The organism is Mesorhizobium humile (genome assembly GCF_033977215.1).
In the GTDB taxonomy this organism is placed as follows: domain Bacteria; phylum Pseudomonadota; class Alphaproteobacteria; order Rhizobiales; family Rhizobiaceae; genus Mesorhizobium; species Mesorhizobium humile.
In genome coordinates this window covers 139,174-158,827 of sequence record NZ_JAVIIV010000016.1, presented here as the reverse complement: position 1 = coordinate 158,827, position 19,654 = coordinate 139,174, and the positions used below count along the sequence as shown (strand labels likewise).

Below are 19,654 nucleotides of genomic sequence, written 5' to 3'. Positions count from 1 at the left end.
ATGACGTCCTCGATGCTGCCGATGCTCTTGCCTTCGGTGTTGTAGACAGACGTGCCGATGACGCGCGAGGCCGCAATGGCTTCGGTATGCCCGGACGGGGTGGTCATGGTGGTGCTCCTCTCTGTTGAATACCTGCACTGACAATGAGGGGCACGGACGAAAGTTCCGGCTTACCGCGCAGCTATCGGTGGGAGTGAACGTGATCCTTCATCGCCTCCTCGGTGGCGGCCGCCAGCCGCTTTCGTCAGAGATTAGCAAGCTCAACAAGCGTGTTGGCGAGCACGCAAGTCCCCGCAGCCATATCGTAATCTTGGCGCTCTCCGCCTCGTTGGGGCTCACCACGACAGCAGGGGATGAATATCATTCCGGCCGGCGCCAACAGAAAGGGATCGAAGTCCGCCCGGGCAAGCGTGATAGCGACGCTCCGTGGGTTCTTGAGATCCGCTGCGGAGCCCCCTTAGCGCATCCACCATGTAAGCGAGCGATCGGCGACGTTGGTACGAGGCCATTTTCCGGTGTCAGATCGATGAACTCAATTTCCATGTGCCAGTTCCGTAGAAGGCCCGATAGCCGTCGCAACATGAGCAAAAACTGCCGCGCAGAGCAAATTGGAAAGGAGGCGTTGTTTCCAACCGCTTTTCCCGACCCTTCCGATCGCACGCTAAGGCGCCCGCTTCGGATGAAGCTTAGCCGCTGCCGGCGCGAGGCTTTTACGCTATGGGGTTTGCGCGCTAGCCGGCTAGATGCTTGTGAGCTTCGAAGATGCGGACCTTTTCGGGATAGCCGAGATGGAGCGTCCCGTTGCAACCCGGACACCTGAAAGTGGAAATGACCTTGAACCATGAGCCCCGGCGAATGATCGGATGCGAGCATCATGGGCAATCGAACTTCAGTTGATGATCATTGAGACTTTCCGGGTTCGACAATTGGGCACTCTCCTCGCAATCAAGTTACATGGATGCCCACCATCATCGCAGGTCGATGCTGGGCATCCACGGGGTGGCAATGAAGGGACTATTCTTGCTCGGGAGAGATTGGCGACGGGCTCCTGCGATTTCCCTCAGCGACTGGGTTGACCACTTGCCTGACGAAGGCTTTCGCTGGTCCAGACCATGAATACGTCGAAGGTATCAACGTCATCACCGCAACCGTGCGGCGGCATAGAAAAGCCCGCTGACCGGAGCTGTCGGGCCGAAGGCCCGGGCTACCCTTGCACGCAAGCACCACCTCTGGGTTTCACAGACGTTAAGCGAAGCGACTAAGCCGATTTGCGCGTCGGTTTCGCCTTCGTGCCGCCCTTGATCCCTTCCTTCTCCAAGCTCTTTTTCAGAACGGAGGCAAGGTCGACGACGTTCTCCTCGGGCTTTGGCGCTGGCTCGGGCGGCTTCTTGCCCTTCCGCTTGGCATCGATCATTGCGATCAACGCATCCTCATAGGTGTCTTCGAACTTCGACGGGTCGAACTTCGTGACCTTCTTGTCGATCAACAACCCGGCGATTTCGAGCAGATCCTTGTCGTACTTCGGGCTCTTCAGGTCGTCGAAAACGCTGCGCTCCGAAACCATCTCGTTGTGGGTTCGCAACTCAGTCAACAGCATTCCTTTGCCGAAGGGCTGGATGATGACCTCTCTGCCCCGCTGGTACAGCACGACACAGGAGCGTGCCGCGACCCGCTTCTTGGCCATGGCTTCGCGCAGCACCGAAAATGCCTCTACGGCGGCACCGTCAGCGGGAATGACGTAATAGGGTTTTTCAAGGTAGCGGGTGTCAATCTCATCGATCGCGACGAAGCCCTCCACGTCAAGCGTATGCTGGGATGTCAGCTTCAGCTTCTTGATCTCGTCCGGCTCGATCTCAACGAAATCGCCTTTCTCGGCCTCATAGCCCTTGATCTGGTCTTCCGTCGGCACGGCGTCGCCGGTTCCTTCGTCGATATAGGCGCTTTTGACGGGCAAGCCGTCTTCCCGATTGAGGATTTTGAAATGAACCTTCCCGGCCTCGGTGGTCGCGCCCACCAGCTTCACCCCGCAGGACACCGACCCGACCTTCAGGAAGCCTTTCCAAACCGCGCGGGGCGCTGCCATGCCTTGTTCCTCACCGATGCATTCACACAGGAACAGTTAGCGCCGAGCATGGTTCCCGGTCGAGCCATGCTATGAGGCTGGCATGAAGACGATAGCGACTTACGATTCGAGGGCGGGCACATTCACGCTCCAGAAAGACATATGGCGAGGAACGTTCCCGATCGCCGACTTGCCAAAATGGTTGGACTTTTACCGCGCGCAGCAGAGACGATATCCTGCGCATGCTGCTGCTTACGCGCCTGACGTTCAAGCGCTCGAAGCCCTTGCCGCCAATTTGGCTGCGGATAGTAACCAGCCGCTCACCATCGTGCCCGACGCCTCTTGAATGCAGCCGAATGCCGCGCGTGCTGATCAGTTGAAGATGACAGCCGACAGGACGGTCATGCCGATCGAGACCGGTATGGCTACCAGGAGGCAGGCTTCCACGATTAGGGTTTCTTTGTCACTGAACGAAACGCAATGCTTCCCCGTCCTTTTAGGTTCCGCTCCCGATGGCTCTCCTCATATCCGGCGGCTTTGAAGAAGTTTCTGCACTGTAGCGGGTCGATCAGGTCGCATATGGTCCTGAGCGCGTTGCATAAAGCGTCGAAGGATCGCGCGGCCTTCTTTCTGAGCAGCGCCTTGATTTTCGAGAAGGCCATTTCGATTGGATTGAGATCAGGCGAATAGGCCGGCAGCGGCAGCCAGGCACCGCGCGGCGCACCAGTTCAGTCCCATAACTAACCTTTCCGGCAAGCTGCTGATGATGCCGAAGCTGTCCGGCGGCGTGTCTCGTGGCTTCGGCATCATCGAGCCAAGAAGAGCCTGAATGTGCTCGGGCAGGTCGAGCTGGCCGCGCGCCTCGATCTCCAAAAGATATTGGACCTTGGCCAAGCAATCGGCTTCCCCGACCGAATAAGCGCAGACAGCCAGAAACGCCCTCTCCTCCTCCCGAAAACCAGACCGATTCCATAGCTCGAGCCTTCCGAAAGGATCCGAACGGAACGCATCGCCGGCCGCGGCAATACGACCACCGGCCGCCCTGAGCCTCCTTCGGCGTGGATTTTAACGCGAGCTTCTCTTTCGGCATTTCGCTGAACGGCGTCGAGGCAACCGTTTCGCAAATCGTAGCGCGAGGCATGATTGCACGAGGAGGATACCATGACCGACAAGAATGAAAGCGATCATCAAGAAGATCGCGACGCCCAACCCTTCGCCTACGGGCGGCAGTCTGATCCAGATCAGCCTCAATGCTTCCTCGGTCGGAAACAGCCATCAAACTGCAATCGTGACTTCATTGCAGATGATGGGCTTCTCAAACCGCTGCTAATCAGGCGTCGATGAACTTCTGTATGCAATCAGCTACGATCCGCCCCGCACGGCTGTTCAAATGCACGCCGTCGGTGTGAAAAAGCCACCCATTTCTGCGTGCGACTTCGTCGGGAGACTGTCGCATCACCAGTACGCGAAACGCATCGCGGTAGAATGGAAGAAATCTGAACGCCGTGAAGGCCCGACCGGGCGAGGCATGAACTGCTTCCGTGATCGCCTCATAGAGCGAAATGTAGACGCAGCGTTCCTCATCCGCGACAGATGCCACGATCCCGGAATATTCCTCGACCCGGCGATTGAGTTCGCTCTGGAACGGATCATCCGAGTCCAAGGCTTCTCCAATGGGACAGAGCGAGCAAAGCCCCACCTCCGCCTCAGTTTCCCGCTTTAGTCGACGGGCTATTTCGACGAGGTTTTCGCGATACCAGTCTGGTGACGGACTACATGGGAGGCGCTTCGATAAAGCGAAGAAACGCCGTGCCTTGCTTGACACGACGGCGAGAACATCATTGCCGCCAACCCAAACGACAACCTTGTGGGGCCGACAGGCAACCACGTCTGGCAACCTCTGCAGCGCGTTATAGGCCAAGTCACCACCGACGCCGAAATTCCGAAACTCAAATCGGCCGTTGCGCGGCCGGCGGCGAAGCTCAGCGATCCAATCAAATGCTTGTCCTTTGCCTGCCGTGCTGCTCGATCCGAGGCACGCCACGATCTTTCGCTCAAGGCTCATGATGACATCGCAGCTTAGCCAAATGCGTTTTCCGAAATGATGTAATCATCCGAATGCTAATGATGGATCACACCCGCGATCCTAACTTAACGGATTGACCGTCGTCGATGCTGTAAACCTGGGCGCGTCCGACGCCCTCGATGAGACGATGCCAGCGGCCATGGGCCGCCGCCAGTTCCCGAGCGCTGGCTCGGCGTCGCGACTCCATGCGATAGCCAACATGCGTGCCAGCTCGCGCCTTTGCGGCTCGGATCGCCCGCTCTTCCCTTTGCTGATCGTCCCGCCATCATGCTAGCCAGAGCGACAGCCGCTATACTAGAGCCAAGACGCATCCAGCGTCCTCCGGCTAAAGAGCTGGCATCCTACTGCGCTACACGCGTGAACGCATCCGGAGGGCGGAATGAGTGACCGCTTCCTCGACCCCCGAACTGTATGCGGGCGCAAAGCGAGTGGCTGACCGCGAGCCGGACGCCTGGCGACGTCCCGCTCGTGGTCCTAACTCACCTCACGGCCTAGCCCGCACGACGGGTTCGTTCTCTGGCCACCGTGCTGCCTGGCGAAGTGCCCAAGTCTCGGCCCTATTATTCAGAATCTGGCATGGGCCCTGTTGGGACGCTACGCCTCCCAATTACTGCGCACCAGGCGTCCATTCCGGCAGCGGCGCAAGGCTGCGGTTGAACTGCTTCCACCACATGGACTCGTCTATCTCGCAGCAAGCGAGCAGCATGGCGTGCGCCTTCTCGAAGGCCTGGGTGGCGATATCGTCGAAGGTCATCTTCGCGTCGTACGGGACCGACACCACAAGTTCCTGACCGGTCTGCGTGCCGCCTTCGTCGACCTGGAGATAAAGCCAAACGACGAAATGCGCGCCGTGGCCAGTTGCGTCCGCATTACCGATCTTGATGCGGTCGATGCCTGCTGCGGTTACTTTCATGCCGACATTCCTTCATTTGGGATTCACAGTGGCTCCCGGAAGTCCGTGGCAATCAGAAAGGTTCCGGAACCGCTGCCCCTATGGTGAAGTATTGATAAAAGACGGTCGGTACGTCGGCCCTTTCCTGGGGCAGCGAGCGCGGCGAGACCGGCGACGGGCGCGCACCTGACGGCTCCGACAAGATTGGCGGCCGGCGGATCAACCCCCCAATGAAATAGGCTCGGCAAGTCCATCAATCGTTCGTCGAGCCACGGATGCGCACCACTTCGCTGTGATACTCAAGCGGAATGCAGCTTAGCGTCCGCGCGGGCGGTATGCAGTGTGCTGCCTTTCGCGCATGCGAGCGCCATAGATCGGCTAGGCCCGACCAGCAAATCGTGTCCGGCCTCTGCACGCGACATTCAACATTCCTGGAGGAATGCCGGGGCTGGATCTGACAACTAACTGCGCAGACTTGTACTTGTTGAATGGAACGCGGCCATCTCCATATGGCGATTTTCCATAGATACGGGGCAAGCCGGAAATTGGTCCGACAAGCCGCAACGCCAGAAGACGACATTCGTTCCTGCGGCATGGGCGGCCCAGCCTCGGTCACGCTCATACCGCATTCATCGGCGTGGCGGGCGGCTGGAACGGGAACTGACGCTGCACGTTGTTCCGGCATATTCAGCATTCAGATTATGGAGTGAGCCGTGGGCCTGTTTACGAAGGACATCAAGACGATGGACGACCTGTTCCTGCATGTTCTGCAGGACATCTACTATGCCGAGAAGCAAATCCTGAAGGCGCTTCCCGACATGGTCGAAAAGGCGACCAATCGCGATTTGACGGCTGTCTTTAAGGCGCATCTTTTTGAAACGGAAAAACATGTGCAGCGGCTCGAGCAAGCGTTCGAACTGATTGGCGAAAAGGCGAAGGGGACAACCTGCCCGGCGATCGACGGCATCATCAAGGAGGCCAACGAGATCGCCGGCGAGGTTGCAGAGAAGAAGGTGCTCGACGCCGCCTTGATCACCGCGGCGCAGGCCGTCGAGCACTATGAAATCACCCGGTACGGAACGCTGATTGCGTGGGCGCAGGAGAGCGGCAACGAAGCCGTCGCCCGGCTTCTTACAACGACGCTCAGCGAGGAAAAGGCGGCAGACAAGAAGCTGACCACCATTGCGCAGCGAAAGGTCAACCAAAAGGCATCCGGCTGAGCGGCAGCTCTCCGAAGGGATCTCTGCATGAATGCGCGCGGTGAACAGACCCGATCGCTCTGGATGAAGGTCGACGTCTATCCTGACGCGCCGAAATTCTCGGGAAAGAAGAGCTGCAACACCGTCATCATCGGATCGGGCATCGCTGGCCTGTCGGTCGCACACGAGTTGGCCAGCATCGGTGAAAGGGTGATCGTCATCGATCGAGGATCGATCGCCGGCGGAATGACGTCCCGCACCACAGCGCATCTGGCGCCAATTTGCGACGACGGCCTGAGCGCGTTGATCAATCTGCGCGGTGAAGAAACCGCAAGGCTCTTCCAGGAAAGCCAGGAAGCCGCGGTAGCACGCATCGAAGAAAACGTCGCCGAGTTGAAGATCGACTGCAATTTCCGCAGGCTGGACGCCTTTCTGTTTCCTGCGATGGGGCTGGATCCCAAGGAGGCGCGCGACCAGCGCCGTGAGGAATTCAACGCGGCGCGGAAGTTGGGCGCGCCCGTCGAACTCGTGACCGGAGTGCCGTTAAAGGGTTTCGAGAAGGCGCCCGTCCTGCGCTATCCCAATCAGGCCACGTTCCATCCACTGCGCTATCTGCGTAGCCTGGTTAGCGCAATCCGTGTCAGGGGCGGGCTAATCTTCGCGGACAGCCCTGTGGTTGCTTTTGAAGAATTGCCCGATGGCGTACGCATCTCTACGGAGAACGGTGGCGTGATCGAAGCGGCCGCAGCCGTCGTCGCCACGAATTCCCCGATCAACGATCGCTTCCAACTGCACACAAAGATGTCGCCCTATCGCACCTATGCGATGGCCTTCACCCTGCCGCGTGGCGATCTGCCGGATGCGCTGTTCTGGGACACCGGCGATCCCTATCATTACGTCCGAATGAATCCCGGCCCAGGCTCGATCGACTATCTGATCGCCGGCGGCGCCGACCACAAGTCGGGCGAAGCCGACGATGGCGACATCCGCTTCGAGGCGATCGAGGCCTGGATACGCCAACTCGTTCCCACGCTGGGCAAGGAGGTCACCCGTTGGTCAGGGCAGGTTCTGGACACGATCGACTACTGCGCCTTCATCGGTCCAAATCCCGGCAGCAAGTCGGTCTATGTGGTCACCGGTGATTCAGGACAGGGCATGACACATGGCGCGCTGTCCGGCCTGCTTCTGAAGGACCTGATTTCGGGGCAGGAGAACCGTTGGGCGACGGTTTACGAGCCGTCGCGCAAGACGCCCTCTGGGGTGATCAACTATGTCCGGGAAAACGTGTCCGCCGTCAAAAATCTTGCCGCTTACCTGCTTCCGGGCGAGTTGAAGTCACTTGACGCGCTTGCGCCCGGTCAGGGTGGGATTCTTCGCAACGGCCTGAGCAAGATTGCCGCCTGCCGCGACACAGCCGGAAAGTTGCAGCTGCATTCCGCCGTCTGCACGCATTCCGGATGCGAAGTCGCCTGGAATTCCACCGAGCAATGCTGGGACTGCTCCTGTCACGGCTCGCATTTTGCTCCCGATGGCACTGTGCTCAACGGGCCGGCCGTTGATCCTCTCCGGCCAGTGGACGCGTCCGCGGGAGAGATTGATGCCCTTACTCGAGCGCGGTAAAAAGATCGTCGAGAACATTACGGGCTGGGAGCGGCCGTCAAGCGGCGAGCTCGATCGTCAGGTGCGCGCGCGAGGCGAACGCTTTCTTCTTCAGGGACGATGGTATCATTCCCAATCACCCCGCTGGGCTCTTGCGCCACTGCTCAACTGTCAGTGTGATTTACGAAGCGGGCCTTGGAACCGGTCGAACCGAAGATAGTTGAAGTAGACCCAGCTCGCAGCGAGGTGATCATGTCCTTGAGCGTCAACGGCGCATCTATGGCGCTCTCCGAAGATCCCCGCGTTTCGCTCGATAAGCTCCTCTGACGCTGCAACCGCAATGCCAAAGCGAACACAAAAGTCCCCGGGGAATACGACGCCACGGAAGGGGATGCCCAGCCCAAAGCTTGGCGAGCAGGAGTTCAAGGTGCGTTACCGACAGCAGTTTGCCGACCCTGCGTTTGACAAGCTGGACTCCGAACTCGGAGACATTGCCGAAGTGGCTTGGCAGGCCTATGCCGATAGCCGCAAGAGTCCGCGGACCCGTAAGGCGGGACCGGGGTTTGCAGATCCCGATTACGACCTCTCGGTGGACTGGATCGCAGCGCGGCAGGCGATCGATGATGCTCAGCAGCGTTACGAGAACCGGGCCATGCCGCCCCACGTTCTCATCATCAACAGCTCATCGCGGAGCGAACATACCTGCCCGGGGGAAATGTCAAAAAGCTTCCGGTTGGCCGAGTTGGCGCGGGATGCGATCGAGAGCAATGGCAAGCTAACGGCAGAAATACTCGATCTATCACGGCTCGCGTCAGAATACGGGCGCAGCATTCATCCATGTAAGGCGTGTTTCTCAACCGCAGCTCCACTCTGTCACTGGCCTTGTTCCTGTTATCCGAACCATTCGCTCGGGCAGGTGCAGGACTGGATGAACGATATTTATCCGCTCTGGGTGGCTGCCCACGGGATCATGGTGATCACGCCGGTAAACTGGTACCAGGTTTCATCTCCCCTAAAGCTGATGATGGACCGCCTCGTCTGCGCGGATGGTGGAAACCCGGATCCGACACTTACCGGGGGGAAGGACGCTGAGAAAGCCAAGCATGTCGAACTCGACGGCTGGGATTATCCGCGTCACCTAGCTGGCCGACTGTTTTCAATTGTCGTTCATGGCGATGTCGAAGGCGCCGAGAATGTGCGCCGTTCGGTTTCCGATTGGCTGCGCTTCATGAACCTTGCGCCAGCTGGGCCGGCTGCCGAGCTCGACCGCTACATCGGCTATTGGAAACCCTACGCCACCAATCATCAGGAACTGGACACTGACGAAGCCATCCAGGGCGAAGTGCGCAACGTCGCCTTGACGCTTGCCGAAGCGCTGATGGACCAGCGAGCCGGTAGAATAAGGATAGCCGGCTCGACGTTAGAAGAACCGAGGCAGAAATAGGTCCATCCTAGCAAGGATGAGACCCGCCGGTTCGCCCCCGACAACCAGCGACATCTGCCGGTCAGTGCAGCGTACTTCCGGCTCTGTTCGCGACAGCTCATGCAGCACAGCTGGCGAACATCCAGACAGCTAAATGACCGCTCCGATTAAGCCGAGCAGTGATTTCGAGCCGATAGCTGACGGGCTTTGCAGTTCCCCTGAGCCGTTTTGGGATCAGGGCGGAGGCACGGACGGTCCCGCAACGATAGCAGAAAGCTTCGCCTTGTGGACAAGGGCGGACTTCTCGTGTGGCTTCTTCAGGGGTATCCCCGGTTGATCCCTCAAACAGCGCGAAACTGGACTGCGCGTTCGCAGCTGGTCAAGCGGCACGCTACTGCGCTCCCATTCGCCGGGAACGAAGTCGTGGCGTCGCTGTTGGATTGTCGCAACCAGCGAGAGCACAACATGCCAATCTATCACTTCCACGTCGACAATGGCGAATTCACCCCAGACCCTAACGGAATCGAACTGCCAGATTTGACTGCCGCGCGGCGGGAAGCAGTGCGTGCGGCCGGCGAGATAATCAACGAGAGCAATCGGTCATTCTGGGAGCATATGACGCCCTGGATCATGAATGTGACGGACAGCGAAGACCGCCTGTTGTTCACCCTTCAATTTGGGGCGAAGGTTCCCTCGGGATCCGCGCGATATATTCCCTCTACCAAGGAACCAGAAGGCTCTGGCTCGACATGAAAAACCCCCCGGCCGGAGCCAAGGGGTGAAGGGCCCGAGATATTAATCATGCTTCCTGAGAGGGGCTTTCGCTTTCGCGCCGACGACCCTTGGAGGGAACCGCTTGCTAGCGGCGACGGTTATAGCGTTTTCGCGGTGATTTGCCATGTATCTTGTCCAGATCCTGCTGCCTCGCAACGACAACCAAGGTGAGCCGTTTCCGGGGAAGGAGTTCGACGATGTGAAAGAAGAACTCGCGGTTCGTTTCAAAGGCGTCACCGCCTATCTCCAGGCACCCGCGGAGGGTCTTTGGAAAGACAGTGGAGAAACAGACAGTGACGAGATTGTTATCTTCGAGGTGATGACGCCAGAGGTGAACGTTTCAGATTGGAAACTTCGACGTGGCGATCTGGAGCGCCGGTTTAAACAGGATAATGTTGTGGTCCGCTACTTAGCGATAGCGCTCATCTGAGACGTTAACTCGATGCCAAAGACATAGGTCCCAAAAAGCGAATACGAACTCGCCCCAGTCCGACGGCGCTGCTACAGACTTCTTCAGCGGCCTGTTAGCTCGCCAATGGCCGGGCAATGTTGAGCGAGGCAGAATAAAGCAGCTTGCCGGTCTCATCGCGCACAGCGCCCCTAACGTCCAATTCGCGTGAAGCCATTCGTCGATGGCAATCTCATGCAATGCTTTCAGTGCTTCCCCTCGCAGCCGCTGGGGTTGTCGAGATCGAGCCAGGTATCACCTAGCTTTGCTCGTTTCGGAGAATTTCAAAGGTAGTTCGGCATTGGCTGCCAATGTGAGGCGCCTGCTCCTCGGCCGCATTCAAGCTTGCTGATATGAAAGCTTGCTGCCGGGAGTCCACCGCTTACGCTGCTCCAACGGCATGGTTTGTGAACTGGAGGCCTGGTTCCAATCGCGGGAGACACCGACGGGCACTCGGGAGCATTTTCCGCACTCGGGCGTTAATCAAACGTTGACCTGAAGGATCGTGCCTTTGGACGACGTTGATGGCCTTGTAAAGCTGCGCCGACATGTCCGCATTCTTGTGGACCTCGGCCGGCTGGCCGGAGAAGAAACCACGCTCTCTCGCTTCCTTGATCAAGCCTGCGTGCAAGTTGCTCGAGCGATCGAGATCGACCACGTAAAGGCCCTGCGATATCGGCATAAAACAGCTGATTTGTTCATCGAGGCCGGGTTTGGTTGGAAGGACGGCGTGGTGGGTCTGGCGACGTTTCCCGCCGACCTGCGGTCGCCACCTGGACGAACATACCAGACGGGTGAGCCGGTGGTGATAGTAGACGGAGCGACTGCGCAACAGCGGGGGGATTTCGTTTTTTCCGAGGTGCTTAAAGAGCACAATATCAAGTCCCTTGCGAACGTACCTATCCTCGTCAAGGGCGCAGCTTGGGGCGTACTCGAGGTGGATTCGACAGTCACGCGCGAGTTCGGCGACGACACTATCGCTTTTCTGATGGCTGCTGCGGCCGTTATCTCTTCAACACTGCAGAGACCAACTGCTTCCGCCGACGCGCAATCAACAGCAGCCGCCATCGGTCAGGTGGAGGAACGCGAGGTGCTGCTGCGGGAGATGCAGCACCGGGTGAAGAACAACTTCCAGCTTATCCTGGCCTCCATTGCTATTCAAAAACGGCGCTTCGAGAGCGCCGAAGTGCATCGCGTTCTGGAGCACGTGGCAAACCGCGTGAACGCTATTTCGCTTGCCCATGACCAGTTGTCACCCGGCCAGGATCTGCGGGCGGTCAATGTGGCGAACTATCTGCGCGCGCTATGCGCATCACTGCAGGCGCAGATGGAGAACGCGACGATCGAGATCAACGCCGACGAAGTCGAACTCGCGATGGAGCGTGCTGTTCCGTTGGGCCTCATCTTGAACGAGGCCGTGATGAACTCTGTCAAGCATGCCTTCGGCACAGGTAAAGGCAACATCAATGTTAGCCTGCAATCCGGCGTCGGCTACGGGGAGGCGCGACTGACGTTGGCAGATGACGGACATGGCGTGCGGAACCCGCGACCCGGTGGATCGGGACAAAAGCTCATTCAAGCACTTTCACGCCAGATTGGCGGCACGGCGGAGCTGTTAAGCTCTGACAAAGGCACCACCGTAACGGTCGTTTTTCCCGTAATCGCATAACGAGTTCGGCGTACCTCTTTACGCATCTCGCACTCCCTGACGCACAGCTCGAAATCGATACGCTTCTCGCAAGAGATCGTCGGCAATAGACCATGACCACCATCGCGACCTTCAACGTACACGGCGTAACACCCGCCCTCCTCAAATGGCTCGGTGAAACCCGATATGAGATCGTTGGCTTGCAGGAGCTCACTTCATCCGACGAGAAATTCCCCGCCGATGCCATCGGGCAAGCCGGCCACGGTGCCATCTGGCACGGTCAGGAATCTTGCCCCCGGCGTGGCAATTCTCGCCCGGGGGGCGCTCAACCAGTGGAGCGCAGACAGGGCTTGCCCGGCGATCCGGTCGACACACTGACCCGGCCGCTACTCGAACCCAGATCGGCGAGCTTGATTGGCTGCCTCCACTGGCTGGGTGGCAATCCTGCCGCAGGCCCGAAATTCGATTACAAGCTCGCGTGTTTCCGGCGATTGATCAGCTATGAGACCGTGCTCAAGGAAGACACTGTCCTCTGCCTTGGTCGTGCCCGCCGCCATCTGTGCCGTGGTGCCAGCATGTTGGATAGGAGATGCCGGCTACTTCTCCCAGATCCGTCAGGTTATGATCTAGCCCGCGACGGCTGGGCGATCGTCTACGTTTGCCTCCTCCAATCTTATATTAGCCAGCGCTTGGAACCTCGAACGATGCATGGAGTTCCCTTTCGATCATGGAGGAGAAACCAATGACCCCGTCCGAAAAAGATAATCTGACCGGTTCCATATCCGACCGCGATGCGTGGGATCGCACGTCCGGCGCTGCCACCGCAGGCAAGTCCGGAGCGGCAATCGATAAGCTGAAGTCGAGTGCCTCCGACGCGTTGGGCGACCTGAAAGATGCTGCGGCTGCGGTTTCAACAGATGCCCGAGGGTATGCGGGGGGCGTGGCCGCTGATGCCGCGGGTGCTTTCAAAGAGGCGGTGGAAACAAACAAGACCGCCGGGGCCGACGCTATCGCAAACATTGCCCACTCGGTCAAAGAAGCGGCAGATGGCATCGAGCAGAAATCGCCTCAAGTGGCGAGCATAGTGCGCAGTGCCGCCGAGGGTGTGGAGCGGATTTCGACCGACATCAGGGATCGTAATGTCGGCGAGCTGGTCGACTCGGTGACGAAGTTCGCGCAACGCCAGCCCGCCGCTTTCTTTGGCATCGGGATCCTCGCTGGTATCGTGCTGACGCGCTTCATGCGGAACTCCAACTCCTGATCTGTCAGGGCCAGGAGGGCTGACATGGACAATGGGCCGGAGGTTCGTTCTTTTGGAGGCGTTGTGCGTGAGGCGGGAGACCGAGCAGCGTCTTTGGCTCGTCTCGACCTGGAACTCTTTCACGCTGAGCTGAAATCAAAAGCTTCCACGATCATGGCGTCTGGGATCTACGGGATCGCGGCGGCGGTCCTGTTTGTTCTGGGGTCGTTTGCCTTGGTGGAGTGCCTGATACTCGCCATCGTGCTGGCTGGAATCAGTGCCGTTTTCGCGTGTCTGATCGTCGGTGCTGTGCTGTCCGTCGCGGGGGTGGCGTCGCTGCATTTCGCAAAAAAGGCCATCGCAGGTTGGACGCCGATCCCGGAGCAGACAATCGCCCAGGCAACCGCCGATTTCACCGCGCTGAAGAGAGGACTCCATCATGGCGCCAACCAATGAGCAGATTGCAGCCTTGGCGGCAAGAGCTGCCTTGGAGCGACACGCGCTAGCTGGCTGCGTCGCGGAGATTACTCGCCGAATGCAACCCCGTCAGCTGGCAGACGGCGCCATGGCCATCGCGAAGAAGAAGATGGAAGAGACGTTCGGCAACGTTTCCTATGCCGTGAAGGAAAATGGTGGGACGGCAGGGCTAATCGGCCTGGGGGCAATTACCGCATTCGAGGTCGGAAGGCTGAGCGCGACCGAAAATACTTCCAGGCATTCTGATGACCATGCGAGCGACCCGGAAACCGAGCCGCCATACGAGCGATCGGACCCGCCGGTTGGTTCGTTTGCTCGGGCTGGCGCGGTGGCTCGGTTTGCAGGCGGGCTGGCGATCGGCTCGATACTAAGCGGCGGCTTCAGGTCGACGGCGCTAGAGAAAGAGCTGATGGCCAATATCCCGTCCGAACTGAGTAGACCTGCAGGCGACTTCATCTCTCAACATTCGAGGGGTGCGAAGATTTGGGCCGCGCAAGCTTTCGGATTTGCAAAATATGGCGCTGCGTTCCTTGTCATCATGGCGGCCATCAGCAACCATTTGAGCGGGTCCACCTCGAGCGACCAGAACGATGCCGGTTAGCTTCCGTGCCTCAGTCCGCACCGACCAGCAATCGGATGTCGAGGAAGCTGCTCGATTGTTGTTGGCTCCCACTTCCTTGCTCGATCCGGCCTCACGGACGATGCTGTCGATCCGTTCGCTGTGCCGCAAAGCGCCGAAAGTCGCGGCGTCGCCAGCAGAGTAGACGGCGGCATAGGCGTTCCAAAAGCTTTGCATCGTCTCGGATCGAGATCCGGAGCCCCTTCGTCGTTATTAGCCACCGCGCATGTTCTTCGCTAGTCCGCGTCGCAGGGGAAAGCTACCTACTCATCTCGCCAGATCACGCGCTTCTCCCACCGGATTTGCACCAAGCGCCGGTAGCGGATCGTGTGCGCCTGCTCTCCGGTCGGGTGGAATAGCTCGGCGTCCAAAGGTTAAGCAGCGTCCTTAGCGGGATCGGTCCTGATCCGGGAAGCTAGAGTCGACTCCAGGAGGCTTCAATCTCGGTAGGCACGGTCCCGCGGAGACGATCGACTCTTGGTGAACGGGCGTCCGATTAAGTATCTTGCAATCCGAAAGCCGCCTTTCCGCTACTTGATGAGTTTCGGCGCCGGAAGACGTACGAAAGTCCCCGAGGAAGGAACCCGCGGGCCACAGGCGGTGAGCTAGGGGATTTCGATTTGCGGCTGCTGTCAGCGATGGCTTTCGACCACAACATGAAGTTTTTATCAGCGTCTCATGACCGATTGTGCTCGGCCTAACCGGTGCGGGAGGCCTGACATATGGCGGATCGGCACGGGCTGCAGAGGGTCAATACAGGGGGACCGGAGACGAACGGGGAAGCAACCCAGCGGATGCTCCGAAGAAGAAGTAAGCATCGCGCAATTTGGCGATGGACGGGCAGGGCCGTGGACGCCCTGTTCTGACACACCACGAGGCCTGATCGGCGAGGACGACGGGGCGCCGGCTCGCACAAAGATTGTAAACGTGGCTATCTCCGCAGACCAAAGAAGCTCAGGACTGCGAGAATAACGACGACGAGCCCAACGAGGTAAATGATGCTATGCATTTCTATCTCCTCCTAGAAGAATAACATTTAGAAAACGCTAATGTTCCGCTGTCGAGCGATCACTTCGTGTAGCTCGAGCGGCTTGTAGAAACGCGCATTTTTAAGGCTTAAATCACCCACTGCAGTGCTAAGCCGAGCGTCGCGAGCCCCATTGCCGCTGTCGAGAGCCAGCCGAGCAGACGCAGCCACCCCTGCACCGGGAACTTGCCCATGATGTCGGCGCGTCCGGCCATCAACATCATGACGATCATGACGGGAACAGCACACATACCGTTGATCACCGCGCTCCAGTAGAGGGCCTTGATCGGGTCGATAGGGGTGAACATGATACCGGTGCCCAGCGCGGCCGCCGCCGCAAGGGTGGCGTAGAACGCCACCGCCTCCTTAGGTTTGCGCGACAGGCCAACTTTCCAGTGAAATGCCTCGCCGACGGCGAACGCGGCCGATCCGGCAAGCACCGGGACGGCGAGCAATCCGGTACCGATGATACCGGCGGAAAAGATGATGAACGCGAACTTGCCCGCCACCGGCTCAAGAGCCTTGGCCGCGTCGGTGGACGAGGCAATGTCGGTGACCCCGGCGTTGTGAAGCGCTGCCGCGGTCGTGAAGATAATTGCCAGACCGATGAGATTGGATAGAGCCATGCCCACCAACGTGTCCGCGCGAATGCGCTGAAACGCCCGCGCTGCCTGCCAGGGGGCCCATTTTAGCGGCTTGGCGGCCGGCTTCGCTTCCTCTTCCTCAACTTCCTGCGACGCCTGCCAGAAGAACAGGTAGGGCGAGATGGTGGTGCCGAGAATGGCCAGCAGGGTGGTGAGGAACGTCCCGCTCCATTGGATCTGCGGGATGAGCCCTCTGGCAGCATCACTCCAAGAGACCTTGGCCGCGAACATGGCCACCACGTAGGCAAACAGGCTGAGGGTCGTCCATTTGAGGATGGTGACGTAGCGGCTGTAGTCGAGGAACACGATTGCCGCGACACAGACCGAGGCGAAGCCGATCACGTAGACCGAACTTGGACCTCCGACCAGCAGTTTCAGCGAGTCGGCCATGGCGCTGAGATCGGCGCCAATGTTGATGACATTCGCGATAAAAAGCAGGGTGACGATAAAGCAGAGCAAGGCCCGCGGGTAGTAGCGGACCAAGTTGCCCGATATCCCTTTGCCCGTCGTGCGGCCGATCCGCGCTGAAATCTCCTGGATGGCCGCCATCAGTGGGAAAGCCACAACCATTGTCCAGCCGATAGTGAACCCGAGCTGCGCTCCCGCTTGGCTGTAGGTGCCAATACCTGAGGGATCATCGTCCGAAGCCCCGGTGATAAAGCCCGGCCCGATAGTGCGCAGGAACCGCTGAAACGGCCCTTTCGCGATCATGTTGCTCTGCTCGCGAGAGGCTCCCGAACTGGCATCGCTCACGTCTTGGTCCTCCATGCCCATGGCCCTGCAACGAAGGGTCGACCTCGGTCGAGGGCTCACCGACGACGTATGAGCGCCTGCTAAGTTAGGTTGGATGGATGATGAACGGGGATTATTCCCTTCAGTTCCCTCGCATCTACTTAAGCCCGCGAGGATAAGCTTCGACGCGCCGGTCACCGCGCGTCCGGGCCGCCGCTCTCTGTGGGATACGATGTCGCCGTCCAGGCGCGATAGGCCTCCTCATCGCCCTGGCTCCTCGCACCGAAGGCGCGCCAAGCGGTAAATGAAGATGCAGGCTACTCGCGCTAGCCGGCTAGATGCTTGTGACTTTCGAAGATGCGGACCTTTTCGGGATAGCCGAGATGGAGCGTCCCGTTGCAACCCGGACACCTGAAAGTGGAAATGACCTTGAACCATGAGCCACGGCGAATGATCGGATGCGAGCATCGTGGGCAATCGAACTTCAGTTGATGATCATTGAGACTTTCCGGGATCGGCAATTGGGCACTCTCCTCGCAATCAAGTTACGTGGATGCCCACCATCATCGCAGGTCGATGCTGGGCATCCACGGGCTGGCAATGAAGGGACTATTCTTGCCAGCCCACCCTAAGAGAAATTTCCGGAAATGGTTTCACGGCTGGGACCTATGAGCGACGTGGCAAGACGTTCGTCTCAGGGATAGTAGGACTGAGGGGCAAGGGACGGCTCGTGGAGGAACCAGCCAGGCTCATTACTGTTACAGGACAGCCCGTCGCGCACACGTTGCCAGCGCATCCGGGCGGTCCCCAATACCTGCCCGCCAGCTCCAGCTGGCGGGCTTTTTGGCGGCTTGACAACCCACCATAGCGGGCCAGTTTCTCGGCGTTTGAGGGATCAATCGGGGATCCGCAAGGCGAAGCTTTCTGCCATCGTTGTGGGACCTTCCGTGCCCCCGCCTCTACCGCCGCCCTGATGCCAAGATGGCTCAGGCGAACGGTAAAGCCCGCCGGCTCCGGTCGTCGGGCTTTTTTGTTACCCGGAACCTAAAGCACGGAAAAGCATTGCCTTTCCATGTTCAGCGACAAAGAAACCCTAATCGTCGAAGCTTGCCTGCTGGCAGCAATACCGGTCTCGATCGGCATAGCAGTGCTGTCGGCCGTGATCTTCCACTGATGTCGCACAGGCCGCTAGCGACTGCCCATGCCATCTACCTCAATCAGGAAAACGGAATACGATCCGGCCAGCAAAATCCTCTCGGTGTGGTTTGTGGCCAGCGGCAAGCGCTACGACTTTGAGGAGGTGCCACCAGAGACCTACACGGCCTTCCGGTCGGCCTTCGTCAAGGGCCGCTATTTCAACGACCACATCCGCAATCATTTCCGGTATCGCCGCGTTCCGGACTAACTGTCCATTTCAAAAGGCTGGTGACCAGGTTGTTCGTGCCAAATGACCTGCCTAAGGTCGCGTCTATCAACCGCCTGGCCGCACGCTAGGCAAACTTGGAAATGGGCCTCCTCGGTGGGCTCAGGCTTAAGTCGCAATTTGCCAACGATAGGCGGTCCCAAATCGGAAAGCTTTGTCACCCGCGCAGCTTTCGCGCTTCCCGCTCCAAAATCTTACGGTCGTTGCCGTGCTCCCCAATCAGTGCCCTGACCTGTTCGGGCGTGATGCGATGCTGCTTGGCGAAGTTGCGGACCTCATAATCCTCATCGGCTGACACGCGGTCGCGGTCGCGGAAATCTCGCTTGTTCTTGTCATCGGTCATTTGCTGTCTCCTTGGCAGGAAAACAGCGGCATTAATCGAATGTTCCCGCGTTTTAGAATTCTCTAACGGAATGCTTACGGTTCTGCGATATTTTAATCAAATTCGTGCTGCGTCAGAGCGCTTATGCGCAAGTCTGCCGGCGGGGATCGGCTTCCTTCATTCGCACGATGGAACCAGAGTTGGTCGAGCTGCCGCCGAAGGGCGAAGCCATGGGGATTGGCGCAAAGTTTTTACAAGCGCTGATCCCGGCCGGTGGCCGTATCCAATTCAGCGAGGCGCTCCCAGGCACACCAGCGACGCCGTCTACCACCCTGCGTGCGAGGCGAACCTCGAAGGATCAGATCGAAGCGGATCGATAGCGCTTACCGCAGTGGCCCAACGATGAACTGGCGCAAGATCAAGTGCTACGTCGAGAAGGAGATGGACATCCTCGGCGTGCAGCGAGGGGCCGGTGAGCCGGCCATGGTGCTCATGGCTGACAAGGGCCACTACATGGGCGGCGCTTTCGTCACCTTCAAAGCTGACAAGCGCCAGGCGCTGTGGAACCGCATTCATCGGCAAGGTGGCGCGCCGCCGCCGAGGGGTTTGAAGAAGCAGAAGGCGGAGTGGCTGAAACCCGGCCTCGTCGGTAGAGTGAATATCCTCAAGGGCGAGGAGATGCTGCGGCACGCCTCGTTAAAGGATTTTTGGGAGGATGAATGATGGCCGTCGCCAAGAAGGATCAGGAGCGCGTCGGCTACGCGTGGATGTATGGCCAGCAGGCGCGCAAGGACGGCAAGGAACGGGCTGTGCCTGATTATTGGGTCGAGCATGCGGAAGCTTGGTTGCAGGGTTTCGACAGGGTGTCGCTCAGCGCTGAGCCCAAGCCGGTGAGCGATCGACTGGAAGCCGAGCTGGACAAAGGCGCGGTGTCGAAGCGCTAGTTCAACGAAGATCGCCTCGGCCGCGACATTCCGCCCTCGGAACGAAATCGCTCGACTTCAGTTGATTTTGGGAAGGGACGGCAGACTTAAGGGAT

Annotated in this window: 21 protein-coding genes and 2 pseudogenes; 14 read left to right on the top strand and 9 right to left on the bottom strand. The window is 59.0% G+C overall.

Annotation, left to right across the window (positions count from 1 at the left end):
* Both RFM52_RS22890 and ku read right to left on the bottom strand, forming a co-directional pair.
* A partial coding sequence (locus RFM52_RS22890; protein WP_320327875.1) for a PRC-barrel domain-containing protein occupies nucleotides 1-107 on the bottom strand: 107 nt, incomplete at its 3' end.
* A gap of 1,151 nt (nucleotides 108-1,258) precedes the next feature.
* Nucleotides 1,259-2,083: a non-homologous end joining protein Ku gene (gene ku / locus RFM52_RS22885; RefSeq protein ID WP_320293607.1), complete on the bottom strand. Its 825-nt coding sequence runs from the start codon at nucleotides 2,081-2,083 to the stop codon at nucleotides 1,259-1,261.
* A gap of 82 nt (nucleotides 2,084-2,165) precedes the next feature.
* Between ku and RFM52_RS22880 the strand changes: the two genes are divergently transcribed.
* Nucleotides 2,166-2,408 carry a hypothetical protein gene (locus RFM52_RS22880; protein ID WP_320293606.1) on the top strand — a complete coding sequence of 81 codons (243 nt, stop codon included), beginning with the start codon at nucleotides 2,166-2,168 and terminating at the stop codon, nucleotides 2,406-2,408.
* 178 nt (nucleotides 2,409-2,586) lie between these two features.
* On the opposite strand, the pseudogene RFM52_RS22875 reads toward RFM52_RS22880, so the two are convergent.
* Nucleotides 2,587-2,760: pseudogene (locus RFM52_RS22875) on the bottom strand (transposase); the annotation flags it as partial.
* Nucleotides 2,741-2,956 carry a hypothetical protein gene (locus RFM52_RS22870; protein WP_320293605.1) on the bottom strand — a complete coding sequence of 72 codons (216 nt, stop codon included), beginning with the start codon at nucleotides 2,954-2,956 and terminating at the stop codon, nucleotides 2,741-2,743. The pseudogene RFM52_RS22875 and the gene RFM52_RS22870, both read right to left, overlap by 20 nt.
* 280 nt (nucleotides 2,957-3,236) lie before the next feature.
* Here RFM52_RS22870 and RFM52_RS22865 point away from each other — a divergent pair, with 280 nt between their 5' ends.
* Complete coding sequence (locus RFM52_RS22865; RefSeq protein WP_320293604.1) at nucleotides 3,237-3,392, top strand: hypothetical protein; 156 nt, start codon at nucleotides 3,237-3,239, stop codon at nucleotides 3,390-3,392.
* Here the strand turns inward: RFM52_RS22865 and RFM52_RS22860 are convergent, their stop codons facing one another.
* Together RFM52_RS22860 and RFM52_RS22855 are read right to left on the bottom strand one after the other, a co-directional pair.
* The gene (locus RFM52_RS22860) at nucleotides 3,393-4,127 is read right to left on the bottom strand and encodes an SGNH/GDSL hydrolase family protein (RefSeq protein WP_320293603.1); all 735 of its coding nucleotides are present in this window, start codon (nucleotides 4,125-4,127) and stop codon (nucleotides 3,393-3,395) included.
* A gap of 628 nt (nucleotides 4,128-4,755) precedes the next feature.
* The gene (locus RFM52_RS22855; RefSeq protein WP_320293602.1) at nucleotides 4,756-5,061 is read right to left on the bottom strand and encodes a hypothetical protein; all 306 of its coding nucleotides are present in this window, start codon (nucleotides 5,059-5,061) and stop codon (nucleotides 4,756-4,758) included.
* A gap of 692 nt (nucleotides 5,062-5,753) precedes the next feature.
* Between RFM52_RS22855 and RFM52_RS22850 the strand changes: the two genes are divergently transcribed.
* The 9 genes from RFM52_RS22850 to RFM52_RS22810 all read left to right on the top strand — a co-directional run bounded on the left by RFM52_RS22850 (nucleotide 5,754) and on the right by RFM52_RS22810 (nucleotide 14,449).
* Nucleotides 5,754-6,260, top strand: coding sequence for a YciE/YciF ferroxidase family protein (locus RFM52_RS22850; RefSeq protein WP_320293601.1), 507 nt, complete (start codon nucleotides 5,754-5,756; stop codon nucleotides 6,258-6,260).
* A 27-nt stretch (nucleotides 6,261-6,287) separates the two neighbouring features.
* On the top strand, nucleotides 6,288-7,859 hold the full coding sequence (locus RFM52_RS22845) for an FAD-dependent oxidoreductase (protein WP_320293600.1): 1,572 nt from the start codon (nucleotides 6,288-6,290) through the stop codon (nucleotides 7,857-7,859).
* Nucleotides 7,860-8,229: 370 nt separating this feature from the next.
* Nucleotides 8,230-9,282 carry a flavodoxin family protein gene (locus RFM52_RS22840; protein ID WP_320293599.1) on the top strand — a complete coding sequence of 351 codons (1,053 nt, stop codon included), beginning with the start codon at nucleotides 8,230-8,232 and terminating at the stop codon, nucleotides 9,280-9,282.
* Nucleotides 9,283-9,684: 402 nt separating this feature from the next.
* Nucleotides 9,685-10,014, top strand: a complete 330-nt coding sequence (locus RFM52_RS22835) for a DUF6894 family protein (RefSeq protein WP_320293598.1) — start codon at nucleotides 9,685-9,687, stop codon at nucleotides 10,012-10,014.
* Nucleotides 10,015-10,159: 145 nt separating this feature from the next.
* Nucleotides 10,160-10,465: a hypothetical protein gene (locus RFM52_RS22830; protein WP_320293597.1), complete on the top strand. Its 306-nt coding sequence runs from the start codon at nucleotides 10,160-10,162 to the stop codon at nucleotides 10,463-10,465.
* Nucleotides 10,466-10,988: 523 nt separating this feature from the next.
* On the top strand, nucleotides 10,989-12,152 hold the full coding sequence (locus RFM52_RS22825) for a sensor histidine kinase (RefSeq protein ID WP_320293596.1): 1,164 nt from the start codon (nucleotides 10,989-10,991) through the stop codon (nucleotides 12,150-12,152).
* A 721-nt stretch (nucleotides 12,153-12,873) separates the two neighbouring features.
* Nucleotides 12,874-13,392, top strand: a complete 519-nt coding sequence (locus tag RFM52_RS22820; RefSeq protein ID WP_320293594.1) for a hypothetical protein — start codon at nucleotides 12,874-12,876, stop codon at nucleotides 13,390-13,392.
* Nucleotides 13,393-13,416: 24 nt separating this feature from the next.
* Nucleotides 13,417-13,827: a phage holin family protein gene (locus RFM52_RS22815; RefSeq protein WP_320293593.1), complete on the top strand. Its 411-nt coding sequence runs from the start codon at nucleotides 13,417-13,419 to the stop codon at nucleotides 13,825-13,827.
* The gene (locus tag RFM52_RS22810) at nucleotides 13,811-14,449 is read left to right on the top strand and encodes a hypothetical protein (RefSeq protein WP_320293592.1); all 639 of its coding nucleotides are present in this window, start codon (nucleotides 13,811-13,813) and stop codon (nucleotides 14,447-14,449) included. Before RFM52_RS22815 ends, RFM52_RS22810 begins: the two co-directional genes overlap by 17 nt.
* A 1,134-nt stretch (nucleotides 14,450-15,583) precedes the next feature.
* Here RFM52_RS22810 and RFM52_RS22805 read toward each other — a convergent pair.
* On the bottom strand, nucleotides 15,584-16,849 hold the full coding sequence (locus RFM52_RS22805; RefSeq protein ID WP_320293776.1) for an NRAMP family divalent metal transporter: 1,266 nt from the start codon (nucleotides 16,847-16,849) through the stop codon (nucleotides 15,584-15,586).
* Between the two features lie 215 nt (nucleotides 16,850-17,064).
* Nucleotides 17,065-17,175 (bottom strand): annotated as a pseudogene (locus RFM52_RS32965) (hypothetical protein); the annotation flags it as partial.
* Between the two features lie 896 nt (nucleotides 17,176-18,071).
* Here RFM52_RS32965 and RFM52_RS22800 point away from each other — a divergent pair.
* Nucleotides 18,072-18,275, top strand: coding sequence for a KTSC domain-containing protein (locus tag RFM52_RS22800; protein ID WP_320293591.1), 204 nt, complete (start codon nucleotides 18,072-18,074; stop codon nucleotides 18,273-18,275).
* Nucleotides 18,276-18,450: 175 nt separating this feature from the next.
* Here the strand turns inward: RFM52_RS22800 and RFM52_RS22795 are convergent, their stop codons facing one another.
* The gene (locus RFM52_RS22795) at nucleotides 18,451-18,636 is read right to left on the bottom strand and encodes a DUF3606 domain-containing protein (protein WP_320293590.1); all 186 of its coding nucleotides are present in this window, start codon (nucleotides 18,634-18,636) and stop codon (nucleotides 18,451-18,453) included.
* A gap of 381 nt (nucleotides 18,637-19,017) precedes the next feature.
* Between RFM52_RS22795 and RFM52_RS22790 the strand changes: the two genes are divergently transcribed.
* Nucleotides 19,018-19,338, top strand: coding sequence for a hypothetical protein (locus RFM52_RS22790; RefSeq protein ID WP_320293589.1), 321 nt, complete (start codon nucleotides 19,018-19,020; stop codon nucleotides 19,336-19,338).
* Nucleotides 19,335-19,559, top strand: coding sequence for a hypothetical protein (locus RFM52_RS22785; RefSeq protein ID WP_320293588.1), 225 nt, complete (start codon nucleotides 19,335-19,337; stop codon nucleotides 19,557-19,559). Before RFM52_RS22790 ends, RFM52_RS22785 begins: the two co-directional genes overlap by 4 nt.
* The last annotated feature ends 95 nt before the right edge of the window (nucleotides 19,560-19,654 follow it).

What these genes read in the sequence shown, in the direction of transcription:
- ku (WP_320293607.1), bottom strand. Translation starts at nt 2,083, where the DNA reads ATGGCAGCGCCCCGCGCGGTTTGGAAAGGCTTCCTGAAGGTCGGGTCG.
- RFM52_RS22880 (WP_320293606.1), top strand. Translation starts at nt 2,166, where the DNA reads ATGAAGACGATAGCGACTTACGATTCGAGGGCGGGCACATTCACGCTC.
- RFM52_RS22865 (WP_320293604.1), top strand. Translation starts at nt 3,237, where the DNA reads ATGAAAGCGATCATCAAGAAGATCGCGACGCCCAACCCTTCGCCTACG.
- RFM52_RS22860 (WP_320293603.1), bottom strand. Translation starts at nt 4,127, where the DNA reads ATGAGCCTTGAGCGAAAGATCGTGGCGTGCCTCGGATCGAGCAGCACG.
- RFM52_RS22855 (WP_320293602.1), bottom strand. Translation starts at nt 5,061, where the DNA reads ATGAAAGTAACCGCAGCAGGCATCGACCGCATCAAGATCGGTAATGCG.
- RFM52_RS22845 (WP_320293600.1), top strand. Translation starts at nt 6,288, where the DNA reads ATGAATGCGCGCGGTGAACAGACCCGATCGCTCTGGATGAAGGTCGAC.
- RFM52_RS22840 (WP_320293599.1), top strand. Translation starts at nt 8,230, where the DNA reads ATGCCCAGCCCAAAGCTTGGCGAGCAGGAGTTCAAGGTGCGTTACCGA.
- RFM52_RS22830 (WP_320293597.1), top strand. Translation starts at nt 10,160, where the DNA reads ATGTATCTTGTCCAGATCCTGCTGCCTCGCAACGACAACCAAGGTGAG.
- RFM52_RS22820 (WP_320293594.1), top strand. Translation starts at nt 12,874, where the DNA reads ATGACCCCGTCCGAAAAAGATAATCTGACCGGTTCCATATCCGACCGC.
- RFM52_RS22815 (WP_320293593.1), top strand. Translation starts at nt 13,417, where the DNA reads ATGGACAATGGGCCGGAGGTTCGTTCTTTTGGAGGCGTTGTGCGTGAG.
- RFM52_RS22810 (WP_320293592.1), top strand. Translation starts at nt 13,811, where the DNA reads ATGGCGCCAACCAATGAGCAGATTGCAGCCTTGGCGGCAAGAGCTGCC.
- RFM52_RS22805 (WP_320293776.1), bottom strand. Translation starts at nt 16,849, where the DNA reads ATGATCGCGAAAGGGCCGTTTCAGCGGTTCCTGCGCACTATCGGGCCG.
- RFM52_RS22800 (WP_320293591.1), top strand. Translation starts at nt 18,072, where the DNA reads ATGCCATCTACCTCAATCAGGAAAACGGAATACGATCCGGCCAGCAAA.
- RFM52_RS22795 (WP_320293590.1), bottom strand. Translation starts at nt 18,636, where the DNA reads ATGACCGATGACAAGAACAAGCGAGATTTCCGCGACCGCGACCGCGTG.
- RFM52_RS22790 (WP_320293589.1), top strand. Translation starts at nt 19,018, where the DNA reads ATGAACTGGCGCAAGATCAAGTGCTACGTCGAGAAGGAGATGGACATC.
- RFM52_RS22785 (WP_320293588.1), top strand. Translation starts at nt 19,335, where the DNA reads ATGATGGCCGTCGCCAAGAAGGATCAGGAGCGCGTCGGCTACGCGTGG.